The sequence below is a fragment of the Enterobacter sp. 03-F-07-AD-ECC genome (genome assembly GCF_047530935.1).
In the GTDB taxonomy this organism is placed as follows: domain Bacteria; phylum Pseudomonadota; class Gammaproteobacteria; order Enterobacterales; family Enterobacteriaceae; genus Enterobacter; species Enterobacter cloacae.
The window spans coordinates 1-17,458 of sequence record NZ_JBLKBZ010000032.1 but is presented as its reverse complement, the minus strand read 5'-3'; the positions used below and the strand labels follow the sequence as shown (position 1 = coordinate 17,458).

The following is a 17,458-nucleotide window of genomic DNA, read 5'->3' as shown; positions in this document are numbered from 1 at the left end:
CATGTCTGACAATCCAGTGATTGCGCTGATTGGTCCTGGTGCAATTGGTACCACTATCGCCGCGGTGCTACATGACGCTGGCCGCACGCCGCAGTTGTGCGGACGCACCGCACATCCTGAACTGCGTCTGCGCGACGACGAAGGTGAAACGGTCGTGCCGGGTCCGGTATTAACCGACCCGTCCGTCGTCACGCGTCCCGCCGATCTGGTTTTTGTGGCGGTAAAAACGACGCAGAACGCCGACAGCGCCGGGTGGCTGCGCGCCCTGTGCGATGAAAACACGGTGGTCTGCGCCCTGCAAAACGGCGTGGAGCAGAAAGCCCAATTGGAGCCGTGGGTTAATGGCGCAACGGTGCTGCCGTCGGTGGTCTGGTTCCCGGCGCAGCGTGAGCCGGATGCCTCCGTCTGGCTGCGCGCCAAACCGCGCCTGACGCTGCCGGACGTTCCGCAGGCAAAACGGGTGGTAGACGCGTTGCAGGGCACACGCTGTGCGGTTGAGCTGTCGGCTGATTTTGCCACTGTCGCCTGGCGCAAGCTGCTGCAAAACGCGGTGGCCGGGCTGATGGTGCTGGCCAACCGTCGTGCCGGGATGTTTTCGCGCGAGGATATCAGCGCGCTGGGGCTGGCGTATCTGCGCGAAGGCCTTGCTGTCGCCCGTGCCGAGGGGGCAGCGCTCAATGATGACGTTGCGCAGGAGATCCTGGCGAACTTCCAGCGCGCCCCGGCCGATTTAGGCACCTCGATCCTTGCCGACCGTCAGGCCAACCGCCCACTGGAGTGGGATATCCGCAACGGCGTGATCCAGCGCTATGGCCGCGCGCACGGTATTCCGGTGCCCATCAGCGATGTGATAGTGCCGCTGCTGGCGGCGGGGAGCGAGGGGCCGGGCTAACGGCCGCTGTTTTTCCGTTCGGCAAAGTAGTGCGCGGGCGTGGTGCCCATTGCTTTGCGAAACATGGTGATAAACGCATTCACGGATTCATACCCGAGTTTTGTCGCCACATTCTGCACCGGGGCACCGCTCGCCAGCTCCTGCAGGGCGATAATCAGGTGCAGCTGCTGCCGCCATCGCCCAAAGCTCAGCCCGGTCTCGCGCTGCATCAGGCGCGCAAATAAAATAAAAATATATTTAAAATCAATTTGTTCCTGTATTTTTGCTTAAAGGGATGCTATCGAAAATACAACACTGCTCCGGCGATAACGATTGATACCAATCCTAAAGCGGAGAAAGCATACTCGACGATAAACCAGTTTTTGAGGTGAGGTGGCAAGTCTTTGATGAATGCAACATCATCATTTGTACTGTCAACTGAGCTTTTACCAAAGATCAAAGGGTTCACGATAAAGTTGATCTTCGCTGCGTAACCTGAGCTAAACCCTATAGAATCGGCATTATCGAAGATAATCGATCCGGCAGGGAGAGAACCAAACTTTTCTTTATACAGCGTGCAGATCGCGGAGAAGCGCTTTTTGTTGAGAAATGAGAGGAACGCGACCGCGATACCACAGCAGAGGCTTAACCCCGCGAATCCGCAGATAATCAGATCAGATAGAGTGAACATTTATTTAACAACCTCGTAAATTTTCTCTCCTGCAAACTCCCCAACGTTGCTGCCAACTTCACCGACACCATTCCCAACGGCTCCAGAAACTATTACGCCACATGCTAACGCGCCAACGGCTCCGACTTCTACAGTTAACGCGCCGAGCACTACCGCACATGCCGCAGTGGCTCCACTATACACTGCTGAGGATGTGTAAATACCCGCAGCAGTACCAACACTGAATCCGCCGACCTGAGTAAATGCCGCTTTTTCACAATCGCTCCCAACGGTGCAGGCTTCATAAACTTTGTCCAGCCTGTTAGCGCCATCGAGAGCAATACCGACATAGCCAACTGCTTTCATCATCTTCACGTATTTTGCTGCGTTCTCCATGAAGGTGGCGTAGCCTTCAATGTCAGCAACCCCCGTTTGATTCCAGCGGTGAGTGATAGAACTGGTCGATAGTCCTAATGCTCGCTTGATGTCCGGGTAGTCTTGCAAGGCGAGTTTGTGACGGGTGAAATCAGTGAGAATGCTATCAAGTTCACCGAATAGCTGCCGCCTCTGCACATAGAACTGTTCGCTGATCAGTGATCCACTGGTAATGTACTGATTTTTGTACGCTTGCTGAATCCTGGTCAAAACATTTTCGATCTTCTCAAAGTATTTACCAGCAGCATCTGAAGCAACCCCGGCTGTCGTACTGGCACGTGAAGTAAACAGATCAATGGTGTCTTTGTTCTTATGAAGAAAGTTAGCTTCATGGATAGTCAGTGGTTCTAACGCTGCATCAACCCTCGCTTTCGCGGCTTTCATGTGGGCAATCTGTTCCTCGTCCTGCTTTTCAGGATCAACCAGAAGCATAATCGAACCAGCTTTGTATTTTTCATCGGGGCCGTTCAGCGTAGCGAATAGTTCCTTTGCTCGCGCTGGCGGGTTTTCGGTGAATAGCAGACGTTGCCAGGCTTCTGTAGTGCCGCCATAGGGGAGAACGGCAAAACCAGCGTCTATGCCTGTTTTCTTCTTCGCTGTCTGGGCGTGTTGTTCCGGTTCTGATTCAATCGGTTCTGGGAGTACAGGAATCCCTACGGGGTGAGACAGATCAGTGTGTGTTACTGTTTCTTCTCCACCAAGTTCGTAACCATCGTCAAAGTTTGAAGGAACGAATTTCGATTTGCAGGGGCAGGAGCTATAGCTGTGCAGCGTTCCGGCGATCCTTTTACCATGTATATAGTCGGTATCAAGCCCGCCACAGATACGGTAACGACCTGGATATTTACCACAGGTCACTTGATGACCTTCACAGGACATGTCTTTACCGAAAAACTGATGATCACTCCATCCTTCAATAATCCTACCGCCGCATACTGTCTTATCGCCCCTGAATAAAAAGTACCCCTTAACGCCCATCAGTGCTTACTCCCTGGCATGGTTAAGAATCCTTTCGGGAATGTATCACCTTCACGAAATACCAGTCTGCCGCTGGACTGTGGTGTTGAGATTATTTCTTCTCCGTTATCGAGCATACTGCCAACCAGTGCCGCAGATGCGCCTTGCATTAAACGCGCTACACCTGCACCGGAAATAATAGTGGCTTCACTGCCGTCAGCGTAAACAACTCTATCTCCAACCCGCGCCATCTTATACCCACCAGTTGGACTGCCTGTCGAAGCATTGCGGATCACTCCCCTGTTGCGGGTGATGCTTCCCACTACAGCGAATCGGAAAATGGAGGCTAATGGGCGACTAACTTGTTTATTAAAATCCTCAAGCTCTTCACGTGTCTTGCTGTCACAGCTTGCTAAAAAATCTTCGTCGTAGTGTTCCTGTGAGGAGGATTCTCGGATTTCAGGCGTGATCTCGTTGGTGTATTGCTGCATAAATCCCTCTACTTTATATGGAAATAATCCCTGCGGTCATTTTACAAACAATGACCACATGCACAACAAGTATTAAATCTAAGTGAAACTACGTTTCGTAAGAGAAGGTTATAGTCATGAAATCACTGCTCTCTTTACTGGCTCGCTATACGCTGACGTTAAGCGTCGTCGCGGCGGCCAATTATCATGGCGCACTTGCCGCTGATGGGTTATGACCCTGTACTCACGGGGCACGTGGAGAGCATCGGTCATGGGATTGGCGATAACAATGACGAGACCGGCGGGCTGGGTCTGCCCGACGTGGAGCCCACCTTCAGTTGGGTGCGGCTGGCGCAGCGCGTGCCGGTGCGCATTCATATCGACACCTTACCGAAGGGGGTTGAGCTGGTGGCGGGCCTGTCGGCGAGCGTGGCGGTGGGACAATAATCTGGGGATAGTCAGCCTTAAACACATATGCGAAACTTACCGCTTCTGAAAAAATGTGGTGGGACCCGCTCAATGTCAGAACCATCTTCGCAGTGCCTGTTTAATGAAGGAATGATCGCTTTTCCTGAGGGCTATCGGGATCGTACCGTCAATGTCTTCGCGCCGCCTGTAGCGGATGCGCCAGCATTCAACATCTCCCGCGATACCCTCAACCCCGGCGAAGCGCTTGCCGCGTATATCGATCGCCAGCTCGCCCTGATGGAAAAACATCTCAAGGGCTGGAAGCAGGGTCAACGCAGTGCCGCAACGCTCGGCGACGGCCTTTTGCAGGGTGAAATTGTCCACGCCAGCTATCTGCGCGACGGGAAACGCATCTGGCAGCAGCAGGCCGTGTTTAATGCCGAGGGCGATAACATTCTGGTGTTCACCATGACCTGCACCCGTACGCTGGGCGATACGGACTGCGCGCTGTTCGGCGATCTTCTCAGGAGCTTTCGCTTCCACCATTAACACCAGGGATAGTCGTTATGTTTGAAGCTGCACGCGTTGGTGATGATATCGGCCACTCCGGTGCGCTGGCCGGGATGATTGCCGGAACGATTGTCGGTGGCCTGATTGCCGCCGCCGGGGGCATTCTGGCGGGGGCGATGTTTATTGCCGGTCTCGGCGCATCCTGCCTTGGCGTGGGTGTGCTGCTCGTCGGCGCAAGCCTGGCCGTGGGGTATTACACCGGGGAGCTGGCGACCGCCGCCCGGGACAGTATCGCCGATGCCGGGGCATCCAGTATGACGAAGAAAGGCGTCATCACCTCCGGCTCGCCCAATGTGTTTATCAACAGCAAACCCGCCGCCATCGCGACGGACAGCGCGGTGAAGTGCTCGGACGACGGCTCGCAGCAGATGGCCGAAGGCTCCAAGCGTGTCTCGATTAACAGCCAGCCTGCGTCCCGCATCGGGGATCGCACCACCTGCGACGCGAAGGTGATGACCGGCTCGGACAACGTCTTCATCGGCGGCGATCCGCAGCAAACCCTGCCCATTCAGTCTGAAGTGCCCGAGTGGCTCTATAAAGTCTCCGATCTTACCCTGCTGTTCGCCGGGCTTCTCGGCGGATGGGGCGGTGCGGCCGGCAAAGTCGGGGCGCTCTCTAAGCTGCTGGGCAAAATCCCTGGGATCAATAAGCTGGCCCGTATCGCCTGCCGCGCCGGCACGCTGATGACCGGCGTAGCGGCCGCGGGGATCATCGCCCGTCCGGTGGATATCGTCAGCGGACAGAAATTTCTCAGCGGGGATGATGAGCTCGATTTCGTTCTGCCGTCACGCTTGCCGGTGCGCTGGCAGCGCTACTGGCGCAGCGGCAACCCCGGCGACAGCGTGCTGGGCCGCGGCTGGAGCCTGTTCTGGGAAAGCCGCCTGGAGCCCTATCAGGACGGGCTGGTGTGGCGTGCGCCGTCCGGCGATTACGTTGCCTTCCCGAACGTGCCGAAAGGGATGCGCACCTACTGCGAGAGCGAAAAAAACTGGCTTGAACATCACCATGACGACAGCTGGTCGGTGTATGACGTCAGTGGCGAGCGCTGGCACTACGCAGCGCTGAAAGATGACGCACCGTCACTGCTTCAGCGCATCTCAGAACCTTGCGGCAACGATATTCTCTTCGAGTGGAATGCGGATAATACCCTGCATGCCCTGACCGACAGCGCGGGCCAGCGCGTGGTCTGCCGCTACGACCGTGACAGGCTCGCCAGCGCCTGGCTGGATGACGAGATTTGCCTGGTCAGTTACGCTTATGATGAACAGCGCCAGCTGGTCTGTGTGACCGGCCGGGGCGGTAGCGTGCGCCGACGCTTCCGCTGGCAGGACGGGCTGATGAGCGCCCACGAGGACGCCAATGGCCTGCTGAGCGAATACCGCTGGCGGGAGATTGACGGTCTGCCGCGCGTGGTCGGTTTCCGCCACAGCGGCGGCGAACAGCTGACGTTCGAATACGATTTTGAAAACGGCATCCGTCGCGCCATTCGTGATGATGGTGCGCAGGCGAACTGGCTGATTGACGACGACGACAACGTCGCGCGCTTCACGGATTACGACGGCCGCCAGACGACGTTTGTCTACCGCGACGGCGAGCTCAGCGATGTCATTCTGCCCGGCGGTGCGATGCGCTGCAGTACCTGGGATAAGTATGGCCGCATGACCAGTGAGACGGACCCGGCAGGCCGTCGCACAGAATATTACTGGTATCGTCTGACCGACCGCATCACCCGGACGGTCTACCCGGACGGTACTTCATCGCAGGCCATGTACGACCTTCGCGGTCGTCTGCTGTCGGAAACGGATCCGGCCGGTAACGCCACCGCGTATCACTATCCCGATGAGGAAGAGAACCTGCCGGAGAGCATCACCGATGCCCTCGGCGGCGTGCTACGTCTGGTCTGGAACATCCAGGGGCTGCTGACGCAGCGCACCGATTGCTCCGGCAGCGTGACCCGTTTCAGTTACGACCGTTTCGGGCAGCTGATTGCCAGCGAGGATGCGGAAGGGAATATCACGCGTCGGGAGTGGAACAACGCGGGGCTGCTGAGTGCCGTGATTCATCCGGACGGCAGCCGCGAGTCGCTGGTGTGGAACGAACGCGGCCAGCTCACGGGCTGGCGCGACCCGCTGGAAAGCGAGGTACGCTGGGCCTATAACGCGCTCGGTCTCCCGGTCAGCCTTACCGACCGTATTGGCCGCGTGCGCCAGTGGCGCTACGACCCACGCGGTAACCTGCTGCGACTCGATAACGGCAACGGGGCGGAATACCGCTTCACCTATGACGCCGTGGGCCGCCCGCTCAGCGAAACGCGCCCGGACGAGACCGTGCGCCATATGGAATGGGATGCGCGAGGGTTCCTCTGCGCGCTCGAAGAAAACGGCCGACCTGCCGCCGACGGCGGCATTGCCCGTCGCGTCCAGCAGTTCAGCTATGACGACAGCGGGCTGCTGATCGGGCGCACTCAGCGCCACGCGGAGTACCGCTACGTCCGTGACCTGAGCGGCCAGATCATCCGCATCCGTCGCACCCCAACCGCCGAAGGCGTTGCGCTGGGTATCGAAAGCGATGAGATTGCATACCGCCATGATGCCGCCGGGCGCGTGCTGAGCGAATCCGGCATTAACGGCGCGGTGGGGTATGAATGGGATGCCCTGAGCAACCTGACCGGCCTGACGCTGCCCGGCGAGCAAAAGCTGGCCTGGCTGCACTATGGCTCCGGCCATGTCAGCGCCATCCGCTTCGGGCAGCAGCTGGTGACTGAGTTCACCCGCGACCGCCTGCACCGCGAGGTCCGCCGCACCCAGGGCGCGCGCGAGCAGCTCCGTCAGTATGACAGCCTTGGCAGACGTACCCTGCAGCGCAGTGAGCTAAGTACGGACGTGACCCTGCCGGAGCAGGCGATACTGGAACGCCTGTATCGCTACACCGCACGCGGTGAGCTTTCCGGCGTCAGCGACACCCTGCGCGGTGAGGTGGATTACGGCTACGACGCCGAAGGGCGTCTGCTGAAGCACTACGAGGCCCGACAGGGGCACAGCCGCGCGCAGTTCAGCTATGACGCCGCGGATAACCTCGCCGCCAATGACGATGCGGTACCGGTCACGGATAACCGCCTGCAGCACTGGCAGGCGCTGTTTATGAAATACGACCACTGGGGCAACCTGGTAAGCCGCCGCAACGGACTGTATGAACAGCATTATGCGTATGACGCCGAGAACCGGCTGGTATCCGCCCGCGGAACCGGGCCGGAAGGGCGGTTTGAGGCGCGCTATCACTACGACGCGCTGGGCCGCCGTACACGCAAAATCGTCACCACCGCGCACGGCACCACCGAAACGCGCTTCCTGTGGCAGGGCTACCGCCTGTTGCAGGAGCAGCAGCAAACCGGGCTGTGCAGTACGTATATTTATGACCCGAATGAAGCCTGGAGCCCGCTGGCGCGGGTGGATCATCTCCGTGACCAGAGCAGCGGTGAGATTTACTGGTTCAACACCGACCTGAACGGCGCGCCGCTGGAAGTGACCGACGAGCGCGGCGCGGTGCGCTGGAGCGGCCAGTACGGCAGCTTTGGCGAGGTGCGCCATCAGAGCGAAGGGTTCTCACGGGTTGTGAATCGCACAGCGATGGCGCATCAACCGCTTCGCTATGCCGGGCAGTACGCTGACGGTGAAACGGGACTGCACTATAACCTGTTCCGCTACTACGACCCGCAGGTCGGGCGGTTTATTGTGCAGGATCCGATTGGGTTGAATGGCGGATGGAACCTTTATCAGTATGCGCCAAATCCGTTGGGGTGGGTTGATCCGCTGGGTTTAACAAATTTAAATAGCGTTCAACAGCAAATTGATGCTGTTCTTCGTGAGCATTTACCAGCAATACAAGCGATTGACCCTAATGCAACTATTGGTTACCGAGGAAGCGTAGCAAGCGGCATAAGTAAAGCACATGATCCAAATTTATCTAGACCAATAAACTTCAATAATTTTGATGTGGATGCTTTTATTCAATCGGATTATTTAGCTAATGAACCTGTATTTACTAACAGACGCCGTGATGCATCGAAAATTGCAGGAATGAGCGAAATAGAAGCGTCTATAGATAGTAAATTACGTTCTACCCTACCTGGTTTAAGAGAAGAACCTTTCGGTTTCAGAATTTTTAAGAGCCATGAGTTAAGCGACATGGCAAGGCGTGGTGATGTTCAGCACAAAGTCGGCTGTAAGTAGGAGAAAATGAGTATACATAAACGATGGTTAAGCTTTGTATTGCTTGAAGATATATCATTTAAAGAGCTGCTTACAAAGTTAGAGCAGGTGTTTGAACGAACACTAGTTTGCGAGGATGATGAGGGGCGTTATATCGCTAAAGCTGAGTGTGATGGTTTTACTGTAACGCTTATAGATAAAGAAGATAGGTTAAGTGAATTTTTATGCGATGAAAACTATAGCCTTGAAATAATGATAACATCTGATGACTATTTTAATTCCAATTTTGAAGATTTCATAAAGGAAACTTTAAGGAATGGTAATATAAAATGGGAAAGATCAGTTTGGGCTCCTGATGAAATATCTCAGTGAGTAAACCGTTTTAAAGGATTTTTAAACCCAGTTAATTAAATAGAGTTTTACTGGGTTTTTTTTATTTATTAAATATAGCAAATGCTTTGTATTTATTTACGATCCAAACGAAACTTGAAGCCTGCTGGCGAGAGTAGAACATCTTCCTGATCAGAACAAAGGTAAAATTTACTGGTTCAACACTACCTGAATGGGGCCTTGTAGCTGACCTGCATAATTTTTTAGTCATAAAATTCCTTATGAAAAATGTAGAAAGCAAATCAGGAGTAAATAAAGTCTAGAGGAGATAGGTGTGGCTGATAACCAAGAAAAAAAATTGACTTTAAGTCAAGGTGAGGTAGTCGCCTTGAAAAAAGCGATTATGTATTTAAAATTTTCCTGTGAGGAAACTGAATCTGTCATGTACGCAGGCAGTCCTCTGATTAACTCTATTTTTTCTAAACTAATAGAGCTTGATGATTTAGGGCAGCAATCTATTGATTTTTATAATAAAGGGCATGCTGGGAACGAAAGATTTGTTTTGGCTAAATTAGATAAATTAGAACTTGAAAATGGTCGAGAATTTCAAAGTGTAGTGAAGGAAAGTTCTTTTAGGGAATGCCTTTTTCCATTCTCAAGAAAGTAACTTCTGTATTGTAAGTGGCCGGTTGGAAAATAATCCTTATCGGCTCTTCTTTTAATCCGCAGATGGTTAATGCTCCATTAGAGTCAAAATTACTGCACTTCGATGTGTCTTTCCCGCATTAAGGTTCTATAAGTCAATTCGAAAAAATATTACGGGGTTAAGTACGAGTCTGTTGAAGCTAAGAAAGCCGCCAAATCATTGAATTGCAAATAAAATAGGGGGCGCAATGTCACTTGAACTGGATTTTTATGAAGACGATGAAGGTGTTTCAGTAGATTTAGTATTATCGGTATTTGGTCCTTCTCTCGTCCAGTGCATAAACCTTGAATCTGATTCGGTCGATGAAAAAATGAAAAAAGACATCGATTTTCTTATTAAGAAACAGAAATATTTTTCCGAGAAAATCGAAACTGAAACCCAGACATATAGCAAGCGTATTTATGGTGCGGATGCAAAAGACTTGATTTTGCTGAAAGTTTATCTTTCCCCAGACGAGGACAATGAATTTGGGTTCATGTTCTCGACCAATTTAGATGAGGATCATGGGATTGGCATCAAATTTAAAGGGCTTGAAGTGAAGAAAATTGGTAGTGGCGAAACAGCATTTTTATAAAATTTAATTATGTCTATCCGATCGGGTAGACCCATTCCTGTGGCAGGACTACCGCCTGCTGCAGGATACCGGGCTGTGCAGTACATATATTTATGACCCGAATGAAGCCTGGAGCCCGCTGGCGCGGGTGGATCATCTCCGAGACCAGAGCAGCGGTGAGATTTACTGGTTCAACACCGACCTGAACGGCGCGCCGCTGGAGGTGACCGACGAGCGTGGTACGGTGCTTTGGAGCGGCCAGTACGGCAGCTTTGGCGAGGTACGCCATCAGAGCGAAGGGTTCTCACGGGTTGTGAAGCGCACAGCGATGGCGCATCAACCGCTTCGCTATGCAGGGCAGTACGCTGACGGTGAAACGGGGCTGCATTATAACCTGTTCCGCTACTACGACCCGCAGGTCGGGCGGTTTATTGTGCAGGACCCGATTGGGTTGAATGGTGGGTGGAACCTTTATCAGTATGCGCCGAATCCGTTGGGGTGGATTGATCCGCTTGGGTTGTCTACCTGTTCATCCAAGGACTCATATGAACAGGCCAGAAATAAAGCTCTGAAATGGTTAGAAGAGCGAGGGTTTAAAGCCGAAAAAGTTAACACAGGCAAATTTGGTTCGACTAAAGGTCAACCTGTCGGGATGACAACAATTGACGGAAAAACAGGTTTTAGAGTTGAGTATGATGAGCGAAGTGGAGCTCATATCAATGTGTTTAGCGGTAAAGATAAAGGGGAGCACTTCATGTTTGATGCACCTGAATCCGTTGTAACAAAAATTCAAGATTTATTTAATTTACCATCAAAACCATGGAGAGGCTCTTAATGACGCTCGATGACGAAATCAGGAAGGAAATATCTTTGCTTCCTGAACAACCAGAAATTGTGGATGACTGGGAACACATTGCGGATGAGTTATCCGATAGTTATAGTTGGGCTGGTTCAAAAATTGACTGGTCAAAGACCAGTGCTCATCGGTCTTTAGAACTACATGGAGACTATAAGGATTGGTTGGTAGATATAAAGAAATTCATTCATGAAACTGATGTTCATGACGTGATTTCAAATAGTGATGAGATTTACTATATAAATGATTCGTCTCTTGATTTTTCTGTCAGATTGAATCCCGCGCAGTTCTTTTTATTTCTTGATATGGCTATAGAAAATATTCCTCAGCATCATTACTTTTTTGATAGGGAAAATAAATGGTGTCTAGTGATCAGTGCAGAGGGATATATTGACTTCGGTTTCTCATGTTTAGATAAAAAATGATTGAAATGGGAGGTTCATCCTCCCAGGATGTTTTAGGCAATGCTTTGTTTTGATATAAAAAAACCCAGCAGGGCGAGAGTTTTTCGATAAAGGTGATGTGCCTCTGCAAAATTTTTTAAAAAGAACATTCGAAACTGTCTGGATAGGTCCAGTTTCTAGCTGTGGTTGAGGGATTATGTTATCTGATAAAATAAAGATAATGAGTCAATCTCGAGGTTGGTGGTATGATGATATCACTCAAGAGTATAGTGATGCTTTGCTTTCTTTAGGTATTGACCTTTCTTCTGATTTTGCTCAATTTTATTTGCACGTTGAGGATGGGGCTACTTTTCATAGCAGGAATCATGAAATTTATCAGATCTGCTAGTTTGTTATAAATTCCTCATACCAACTTGATCTTAAGAGAACACATGAAATATTAAAAATACCAAACGAGTATATTCCCTTGGATGGTTTTCAAAGCGAGGGTGGGTATTTTTATAACAAAAAAACTGGAGAGGTTTTATTTATCAATGTAGGGGATACTTTAACTCAGTTCCTACAGGGGGAATTAAAGCCTCAATGGGTAGACTTTAATTCTTTCATTGAATGGTTTTTTGATTTAGATAAATCAATGAAATATGCCGGAAACCATTAAGTTCCGGCTTTTATTACTGCAGCCATTTTTTCCATAGTGTGGAGTATCTAAGATCAAGAAGTCATGAACTTAGCAAGGAGAGCTTATGCCTATTTCATACGGTAAACCTGCAAAAAAAGATGAAATTAAAGTTGTGGAGGGGGAATTCAAAGTCAGTTTACCTGAGGATTATAAAGAATTCCTCAGGTTGAAAAATGGCTTTGTTGTAAAATCTCCGGATTTTTGTGAATTGGAGTACAAAGGTGTCGATGAAGGGTTTATCGCTTTTTATGCCCTTTTTGGAATAAACATGAAAAATCCAAGCCACGACATTTTTCGTCAAAATGAAAATTTTTTAAATGAACTTGATTTTATTGATGATAAGTTAATTATTGGTGATGATCCTGGAGGTAACTTTTATCTTATTCTAAATGGAATTGAAAGACAGGGGGTTTATTATTGGGATAGAACACATCTACATGCTGAGGATGATATCCAAGAGTTTGAGATCGCTGAGCAAAATGAGTGCGGCAATATTTATAAAATTACTAATAGCTTTACTGAATTTTACAAGAGAATTTGTAAGGGTTCCCTTGATTCAGAAATGAATGTAACTGTTGATTTATGATATTTCAAAAATAAGCCATAATAAGCATATAACTATGGCTTGTTTTTAAATTTAGAGGTTATGAAATGGATAAATAGTAAAGTAAGAGTGTTACGTATGCTTGTATTTAGATCTTCATATTAAAGTCGACAGTATTGTTAGATTTAGAATATTTAATAGGCACGTTACAAAATAAACCATTTGACTTTTCATAATGATAAATTCTATTTATTTAGTATCAGTGATGATACTAATAATATGAATGAAATATTGATGATAATCCCAATCTCGTCGTTTCTGGCTACTAGATCTTGGAGTGTGAAAAAGGACTCTGTGCATATCTGGCTCAGGCTTCGATTTTACGGTTGGAATAGATGATACCTATATAGTCGACCATAAAACAGTACTATGTGTAAGTAAGTTTCTGTGTTTAACCTGCTGTTTAAAAAGTAAAATAGCTATCGTGCAGATAGCTTAATTGATCAGGGTATGGCGGTAGCATGATTGTTTCATGCAAACCGCCATTTCCGCGACCCGAGCGGCCAGATCACCCGCATCCGTCGCACCCCAACAGCCGAAGGCGTTGCCCTGGGTATCGAAAGCGATGAGATTGCATACCGCCATGATGCCGCCGGACGCGTGCTGAGCGAGTCCGGCATTAACGGCGCGGTGGGCTATGAATGGGATGCCCTGAGCAACCTGACCGGCCTGACGCTGCCCGGCGAGCAAAAGCTGGCCTGGCTGCACTATGGCTCCGGCCACGTCAGCGCCATCCGCTTCGGGCAGCAGCTGGTGACCGAGTTCACCCGCGACCGCCTGCACCGCGAGGTGCGCCGCACCCAGGGCGCGCGCGAGCAGCTCCGTCAGTATGACAGCCTTGGCAGACGTACCCTGCAGCGCAGTGAGCTAAGTACGGACGTGACCCTGCCGGAGCAGGCGATACTGGAACGCTTGTATCGCTACACCGCACGCGGTGAGCTTTCTGGTGTCAGCGACACCCTGCGCGGTGAGGTGGATTACGGCTACGACGCCGAAGGGCGTCTGCTGAAGCACTACGAGGCCCGACAGGGGCACAGCCGCGCGCAGTTCAGCTATGACGCCGCGGATAACCTCGCCGCCAATGATGATGCGGTACCGGTCACGGATAACCGCCTGCAGCACTGGCAGGCGCTGTTTATGAAATACGACCACTGGGGCAACCTGGTAAGCCGCCGCAACGGACTGTATGAACAGCATTATGCGTATGACGCCGAGAACCGGCTGGTATCCGCCCGCGGAACCGGGCCGGAAGGGCGGTTTGAGGCGCGCTATCACTACGACGCGCTGGGCCGCCGTACCCGCAAAATCGTCACCACCGCGCACGGCACCACCGAAACGCGCTTCCTGTGGCAGGGCTACCGCCTGTTGCAGGAGCAGCAGCAAACCGGGCTGTGCAGTACGTATATTTATGACCCGAATGAAGCCTGGAGCCCGCTGGCGCGGGTGGATCATCTCCGTGACCAGAGCAGCGGTGAGATTTACTGGTTCAACACCGACCTGAACGGCGCGCCGCTGGAAGTGACCGACGAGCGCGGCGCGGTGCGCTGGAGCGGCCAGTACGGCAGCTTTGGCGAGGTACGCCATCAGAGCGAAGGGTTCTCACGGGTTGTGAACCGCACGGCGATGGCGCATCAACCGCTTCGCTATGCAGGGCAGTACGCTGACGGTGAAACGGGGCTGCACTATAACCTGTTCCGCTACTACGACCCGCAGGTCGGGCGGTTTATTGTGCAGGATCCGATTGGGCTAGCGGGTGGAAATTTAAATTTATATCACTATGCCCCTAACCCTCTGGTATGGATAGACCCTATGGGTCTGGCATTGAGCGGCGTTGACTTTAGTGGAAGCCCATCACTTTATCCTGTTACCGGGACACAACGAAATATCGTTGAAATCACCCTTCAAGGATCAAGGGGGCGAGATTTCACAGAAGCCTACAAACTTGCAGGCATTAGTGAAGCTGATGCAAGCGAATATACATGGCATCACCTTGATGATTTTGATCCAAAAACAGGTAAGTCAACTATGCAGTTGGTCACGACTGAGGCGCACAAAGCATCTTTCCCACATAAGGGATCTGTATCTCAGTTCGAAAAACATTTCGGAGTGAAGTATGGCTCTCCTGAAGCTATAAAAATATCTCATAGTAAAGGATGGCTGAGAGGTCGTATTCCTAAACATTGTCAATAGGAGAGAAATGATGATTAAACTTATAGATTCTTCCCCTGCTGTATCTGCTGATGAGCTAGGCAAGATCGAAGTTTCGCTGGGCGTAACTTTTCCTAATGCCTTAAAATCTTTATGGCTTATAAGTAATGGTGGCATACTGGACGAAGGTCGCCGTGTTTATCAAAGCGAACACTACGAGAATGATATAAAATATTTCTTACCTATATTACATACTAAAAGATCGGGCATATTAACTGTTGATGATTACTATAAGGATTTAGTAGTTAACAAAAAAATTCTTGCACAAAATTTTATACCATTCGCAATTGATGGAGGTGGGTTCCCCTATTGTGTTGGGATAAATGATGGTGCCGTTTATTTTTGTGATTTAGAAAATCAGGAGGAGATCTATCTTGATCCAAATTTTGAAAGTTTTATCGGAAAAATAATTCCTGAAGATGAAGCATGGTGATATAGGTTCTAACTCTCGTTAGAGGGTAACTTTATTGATCACTACTTTTTATGGGGTGACTTCATCGATGCACTGATGGAGTGCCCAATTATTTCATTAATAACATTTTCCCTTTTCTACTCTATGCAGATCGGTCAGTTTATTGTGCAGGCTTCAGGAGGGTTAAACAGTGGGTTTAATTTATACTCATATGCTCCTAACCAACTTACCTGGAAAGATCTATGAGGGTGAATGCCAAGAGCTTGAAACTCAAATGGAGTGGGACACAATTTAATCCCACGAAACAAGGCCAACAGCATTGGGCTAACCGATCTTAATACTATGAAAAATACGCCAACGTTTTTCCCCGATCCTTATAGTGGTGGAATGCATGAAGAACTACATAGAGCTATTAAAAACGATATTGGAAAAATTCAGGAGCCGTGGCAGGGTTCCGCGGAAGATTTATTCATGCGTCTAGCCGTAATTTAGATTCCGTTTCACATGTAAGAGGTGATTTAAAGATTCCTTCGACGGGGGGAATCTTAGCCAGAAATGTCACTCCTAAAGAAGCACATTTAAAACTGCTGGAGTGGTTCAATAATAAACAAACAGGTCAGGCATCAGGAGGCAGATGTGGTTAAAACAATTGACATTGATGTGGATTTTAACGGGATAATAATTTTCGATTATCCAGGAATACTGGCCCCATTTGGTGGGAAGATAGAGGATGGAGATAACATTCTCCAGGAATTCACCACCACAGACAAAGGGGATCTTGTTCTTAATGAAGGTGTTGCCTTACCTATTGCGGGCCTTGATGATGGTGGCTATGTTGTTAGGCTCTTTTTAAATGAATTCCCCGAGAATGAAGACAGGGAAGTTATATTCACGGATAAATATTTCTATCTTAATGTGACTGGAGATTTATACGTTGCTGATATGGCAGTATTTTGGGGGTGGGAAGATTATACTGGTTGGATTAACGCTGATATTCCTAAGGGAATATATAAAGTTAGCCTTGAAGGTGTTCATTTATTGAAGGGGGAAGAGACTGTTTATTGCTATGATTTAATTTTGGAAAAAACGAATCAACTTGGTATAAGAGATGTTGAACCACGCTCAGACTCCAGGCTTTATTAATTTATTTTTAAATCATTTCTAAAAGGATGTACATTGTAGTTAATCATAAATCTGACTAAAGATGCTAAGACTTTTTTCGCTTAAAGGTTATGGACCTTATGAAAGGGAAAATGTACATTTTATGGGAGTAATTTGAAAAAATGATTAAGTATAATCTGGACGCTAAAATAAGTATCTTTTCTGATGGTGATGTCATTGGGCGAATTGGTGGAAATATCCCTGAATTCTTTTTAAATAAACTAGATGATATTCAGGGCTATAAGTTTTATTTGACTATTCAGAATCCTGACGATGGGTATGAGTATATTACAATACTTATTCCTGAAAGATATGACGATATGATTGATAATAATATCTACCCTAATTGTTCAATAAAAGTTTTTACGCATACGTTTTCTGATGAAAGCAATAATGATGGATTTACGATAAAAGACATTAACAAGGCAGTTATTGTTGGGTATGATAAGGTTGAAAGTGAAGAGTTTGATTTTATCACTAAAACCGAAGAAGCAAGGTTAATACAATCTGAATATTATTATTTTGATGCTTTGCAAAAGGATGGCTATAACTTTTTCATGCAGATAGATGAAGACTATTATCCAGATGCATTGCTTGATGGTGATTACATCTTTGGTTACGGTGCTTTGTATTTGTATAAAAATATATCCGGCGGAAATATTATAGCTGGTTTTTGGCAGTGTTCGTAAAGATAAGTGATTAATAAAAGGCCGAGTTGTATTAATTATTTCGGCTTATATAACAATGATGGCATTATATTTTTAATGCAAAATGTATTCTCTTTCTAAAATTTTACTTGCGGTTATAAATTTCTTTCCGCTAATCAATCATGGCATTAATACCAGGCGTCAGAAAAATACATGCCTGTATAATTTCATTATAATGACGTGCCCATTTCAAACTCTACTTCTAGAGTTGTGAATATTTTAAATTATAGATTTTCTAGTGGTTAACAT

Annotated in this window: 15 protein-coding genes and 4 pseudogenes; 15 read left to right on the top strand and 4 right to left on the bottom strand. The window is 48.9% G+C overall.

The window, feature by feature from the left end; genetic code table 11:
• Nucleotide 1: 1 nt before the first annotated feature.
• Entirely contained in the window at nucleotides 2-892 is an 891-nt protein-coding gene (locus tag ACMWKA_RS23920; RefSeq protein WP_038418860.1) for an oxidoreductase, read from the top strand.
• On the opposite strand, the pseudogene ACMWKA_RS23915 reads toward ACMWKA_RS23920, so the two are convergent.
• The 4 genes and pseudogenes from ACMWKA_RS23915 to ACMWKA_RS23900 form a co-directional block, all read right to left on the bottom strand.
• Nucleotides 889-1,110, bottom strand: a pseudogene (locus tag ACMWKA_RS23915) (helix-turn-helix domain-containing protein); the annotation flags it as partial. The gene ACMWKA_RS23920 and the pseudogene ACMWKA_RS23915 overlap by 4 nt on opposite strands.
• A gap of 59 nt (nucleotides 1,111-1,169) precedes the next feature.
• A complete protein-coding gene (locus ACMWKA_RS23910; protein ID WP_013097670.1) occupies nucleotides 1,170-1,562 on the bottom strand; it encodes a hypothetical protein in 393 nt (130 codons plus the stop codon).
• Nucleotides 1,563-2,954 carry a PAAR domain-containing protein gene (locus ACMWKA_RS23905; RefSeq protein ID WP_250181618.1) on the bottom strand — a complete coding sequence of 464 codons (1,392 nt, stop codon included), beginning with the start codon at nucleotides 2,952-2,954 and terminating at the stop codon, nucleotides 1,563-1,565.
• Nucleotides 2,954-3,424: a PAAR domain-containing protein gene (locus tag ACMWKA_RS23900; RefSeq protein ID WP_040021424.1), complete on the bottom strand. Its 471-nt coding sequence runs from the start codon at nucleotides 3,422-3,424 to the stop codon at nucleotides 2,954-2,956. The genes ACMWKA_RS23905 and ACMWKA_RS23900 overlap by 1 nt, the downstream gene beginning before the upstream one ends.
• Before the next feature lie 189 nt (nucleotides 3,425-3,613).
• Between ACMWKA_RS23900 and ACMWKA_RS23895 the strand changes: the two are divergent.
• The 14 genes and pseudogenes from ACMWKA_RS23895 to ACMWKA_RS23830 form a co-directional block, all read left to right on the top strand.
• A pseudogene (locus tag ACMWKA_RS23895) lies at nucleotides 3,614-3,850 on the top strand (efflux transporter periplasmic adaptor subunit); the annotation flags it as partial.
• A 72-nt stretch (nucleotides 3,851-3,922) separates the two neighbouring features.
• The gene (locus tag ACMWKA_RS23890) at nucleotides 3,923-4,360 is read left to right on the top strand and encodes a DcrB-related protein (RefSeq protein ID WP_040021422.1); all 438 of its coding nucleotides are present in this window, start codon (nucleotides 3,923-3,925) and stop codon (nucleotides 4,358-4,360) included.
• Nucleotides 4,361-4,377: 17 nt separating this feature from the next.
• Entirely contained in the window at nucleotides 4,378-8,610 is a 4,233-nt protein-coding gene (locus ACMWKA_RS23885) for an RHS repeat-associated core domain-containing protein (protein ID WP_414760661.1), read from the top strand.
• 6 nt (nucleotides 8,611-8,616) lie between these two features.
• Nucleotides 8,617-8,961 carry a hypothetical protein gene (locus ACMWKA_RS23880; protein ID WP_040023909.1) on the top strand — a complete coding sequence of 115 codons (345 nt, stop codon included), beginning with the start codon at nucleotides 8,617-8,619 and terminating at the stop codon, nucleotides 8,959-8,961.
• Between the two features lie 292 nt (nucleotides 8,962-9,253).
• On the top strand, nucleotides 9,254-9,586 hold the full coding sequence (locus ACMWKA_RS23875; protein WP_040023907.1) for a hypothetical protein: 333 nt from the start codon (nucleotides 9,254-9,256) through the stop codon (nucleotides 9,584-9,586).
• Between the two features lie 226 nt (nucleotides 9,587-9,812).
• A complete protein-coding gene (locus ACMWKA_RS23870) occupies nucleotides 9,813-10,199 on the top strand; it encodes a hypothetical protein (protein WP_040023905.1) in 387 nt (128 codons plus the stop codon).
• A 34-nt stretch (nucleotides 10,200-10,233) separates the two neighbouring features.
• A pseudogene (locus ACMWKA_RS23865) lies at nucleotides 10,234-11,013 on the top strand (RHS repeat-associated core domain-containing protein); the annotation flags it as partial.
• Nucleotides 11,013-11,459, top strand: a complete 447-nt coding sequence (locus tag ACMWKA_RS23860; RefSeq protein WP_040023901.1) for a hypothetical protein — start codon at nucleotides 11,013-11,015, stop codon at nucleotides 11,457-11,459. The pseudogene ACMWKA_RS23865 and the gene ACMWKA_RS23860, both read left to right, overlap by 1 nt.
• Nucleotides 11,460-11,634: 175 nt before the next feature.
• Nucleotides 11,635-11,826: a hypothetical protein gene (locus ACMWKA_RS23855; protein ID WP_414760660.1), complete on the top strand. Its 192-nt coding sequence runs from the start codon at nucleotides 11,635-11,637 to the stop codon at nucleotides 11,824-11,826.
• A 355-nt stretch (nucleotides 11,827-12,181) separates the two neighbouring features.
• Nucleotides 12,182-12,703, top strand: coding sequence for an SMI1/KNR4 family protein (locus ACMWKA_RS23850; protein ID WP_040023899.1), 522 nt, complete (start codon nucleotides 12,182-12,184; stop codon nucleotides 12,701-12,703).
• A 498-nt stretch (nucleotides 12,704-13,201) separates the two neighbouring features.
• Nucleotides 13,202-14,911: pseudogene (locus ACMWKA_RS23845) on the top strand (RHS repeat-associated core domain-containing protein); the annotation flags it as partial.
• A 7-nt stretch (nucleotides 14,912-14,918) separates the two neighbouring features.
• On the top strand, nucleotides 14,919-15,362 hold the full coding sequence (locus ACMWKA_RS23840; RefSeq protein ID WP_080316603.1) for an SMI1/KNR4 family protein: 444 nt from the start codon (nucleotides 14,919-14,921) through the stop codon (nucleotides 15,360-15,362).
• A 615-nt stretch (nucleotides 15,363-15,977) separates the two neighbouring features.
• Nucleotides 15,978-16,484, top strand: coding sequence for a hypothetical protein (locus tag ACMWKA_RS23835; RefSeq protein WP_040023939.1), 507 nt, complete (start codon nucleotides 15,978-15,980; stop codon nucleotides 16,482-16,484).
• A gap of 140 nt (nucleotides 16,485-16,624) precedes the next feature.
• Nucleotides 16,625-17,191, top strand: a complete 567-nt coding sequence (locus tag ACMWKA_RS23830; protein ID WP_040023938.1) for a hypothetical protein — start codon at nucleotides 16,625-16,627, stop codon at nucleotides 17,189-17,191.
• Nucleotides 17,192-17,458 lie beyond the last annotated feature (267 nt).

Excerpts from the sequence above, each read along its gene's own strand:
- ACMWKA_RS23920 (WP_038418860.1), top strand. The coding sequence starts at position 2 with ATGTCTGACAATCCAGTGATTGCGCTGATTGGTCCTGGTGCAATTGGT.
- ACMWKA_RS23910 (WP_013097670.1), bottom strand. The coding sequence starts at position 1,562 with ATGTTCACTCTATCTGATCTGATTATCTGCGGATTCGCGGGGTTAAGC.
- ACMWKA_RS23905 (WP_250181618.1), bottom strand. The coding sequence starts at position 2,954 with ATGGGCGTTAAGGGGTACTTTTTATTCAGGGGCGATAAGACAGTATGC.
- ACMWKA_RS23900 (WP_040021424.1), bottom strand. The coding sequence starts at position 3,424 with ATGCAGCAATACACCAACGAGATCACGCCTGAAATCCGAGAATCCTCC.
- ACMWKA_RS23890 (WP_040021422.1), top strand. The coding sequence starts at position 3,923 with ATGTCAGAACCATCTTCGCAGTGCCTGTTTAATGAAGGAATGATCGCT.
- ACMWKA_RS23885 (WP_414760661.1), top strand. The coding sequence starts at position 4,378 with ATGTTTGAAGCTGCACGCGTTGGTGATGATATCGGCCACTCCGGTGCG.
- ACMWKA_RS23880 (WP_040023909.1), top strand. The coding sequence starts at position 8,617 with ATGAGTATACATAAACGATGGTTAAGCTTTGTATTGCTTGAAGATATA.
- ACMWKA_RS23870 (WP_040023905.1), top strand. The coding sequence starts at position 9,813 with ATGTCACTTGAACTGGATTTTTATGAAGACGATGAAGGTGTTTCAGTA.
- ACMWKA_RS23860 (WP_040023901.1), top strand. The coding sequence starts at position 11,013 with ATGACGCTCGATGACGAAATCAGGAAGGAAATATCTTTGCTTCCTGAA.
- ACMWKA_RS23855 (WP_414760660.1), top strand. The coding sequence starts at position 11,635 with ATGTTATCTGATAAAATAAAGATAATGAGTCAATCTCGAGGTTGGTGG.
- ACMWKA_RS23850 (WP_040023899.1), top strand. The coding sequence starts at position 12,182 with ATGCCTATTTCATACGGTAAACCTGCAAAAAAAGATGAAATTAAAGTT.
- ACMWKA_RS23840 (WP_080316603.1), top strand. The coding sequence starts at position 14,919 with ATGATGATTAAACTTATAGATTCTTCCCCTGCTGTATCTGCTGATGAG.
- ACMWKA_RS23830 (WP_040023938.1), top strand. The coding sequence starts at position 16,625 with ATGATTAAGTATAATCTGGACGCTAAAATAAGTATCTTTTCTGATGGT.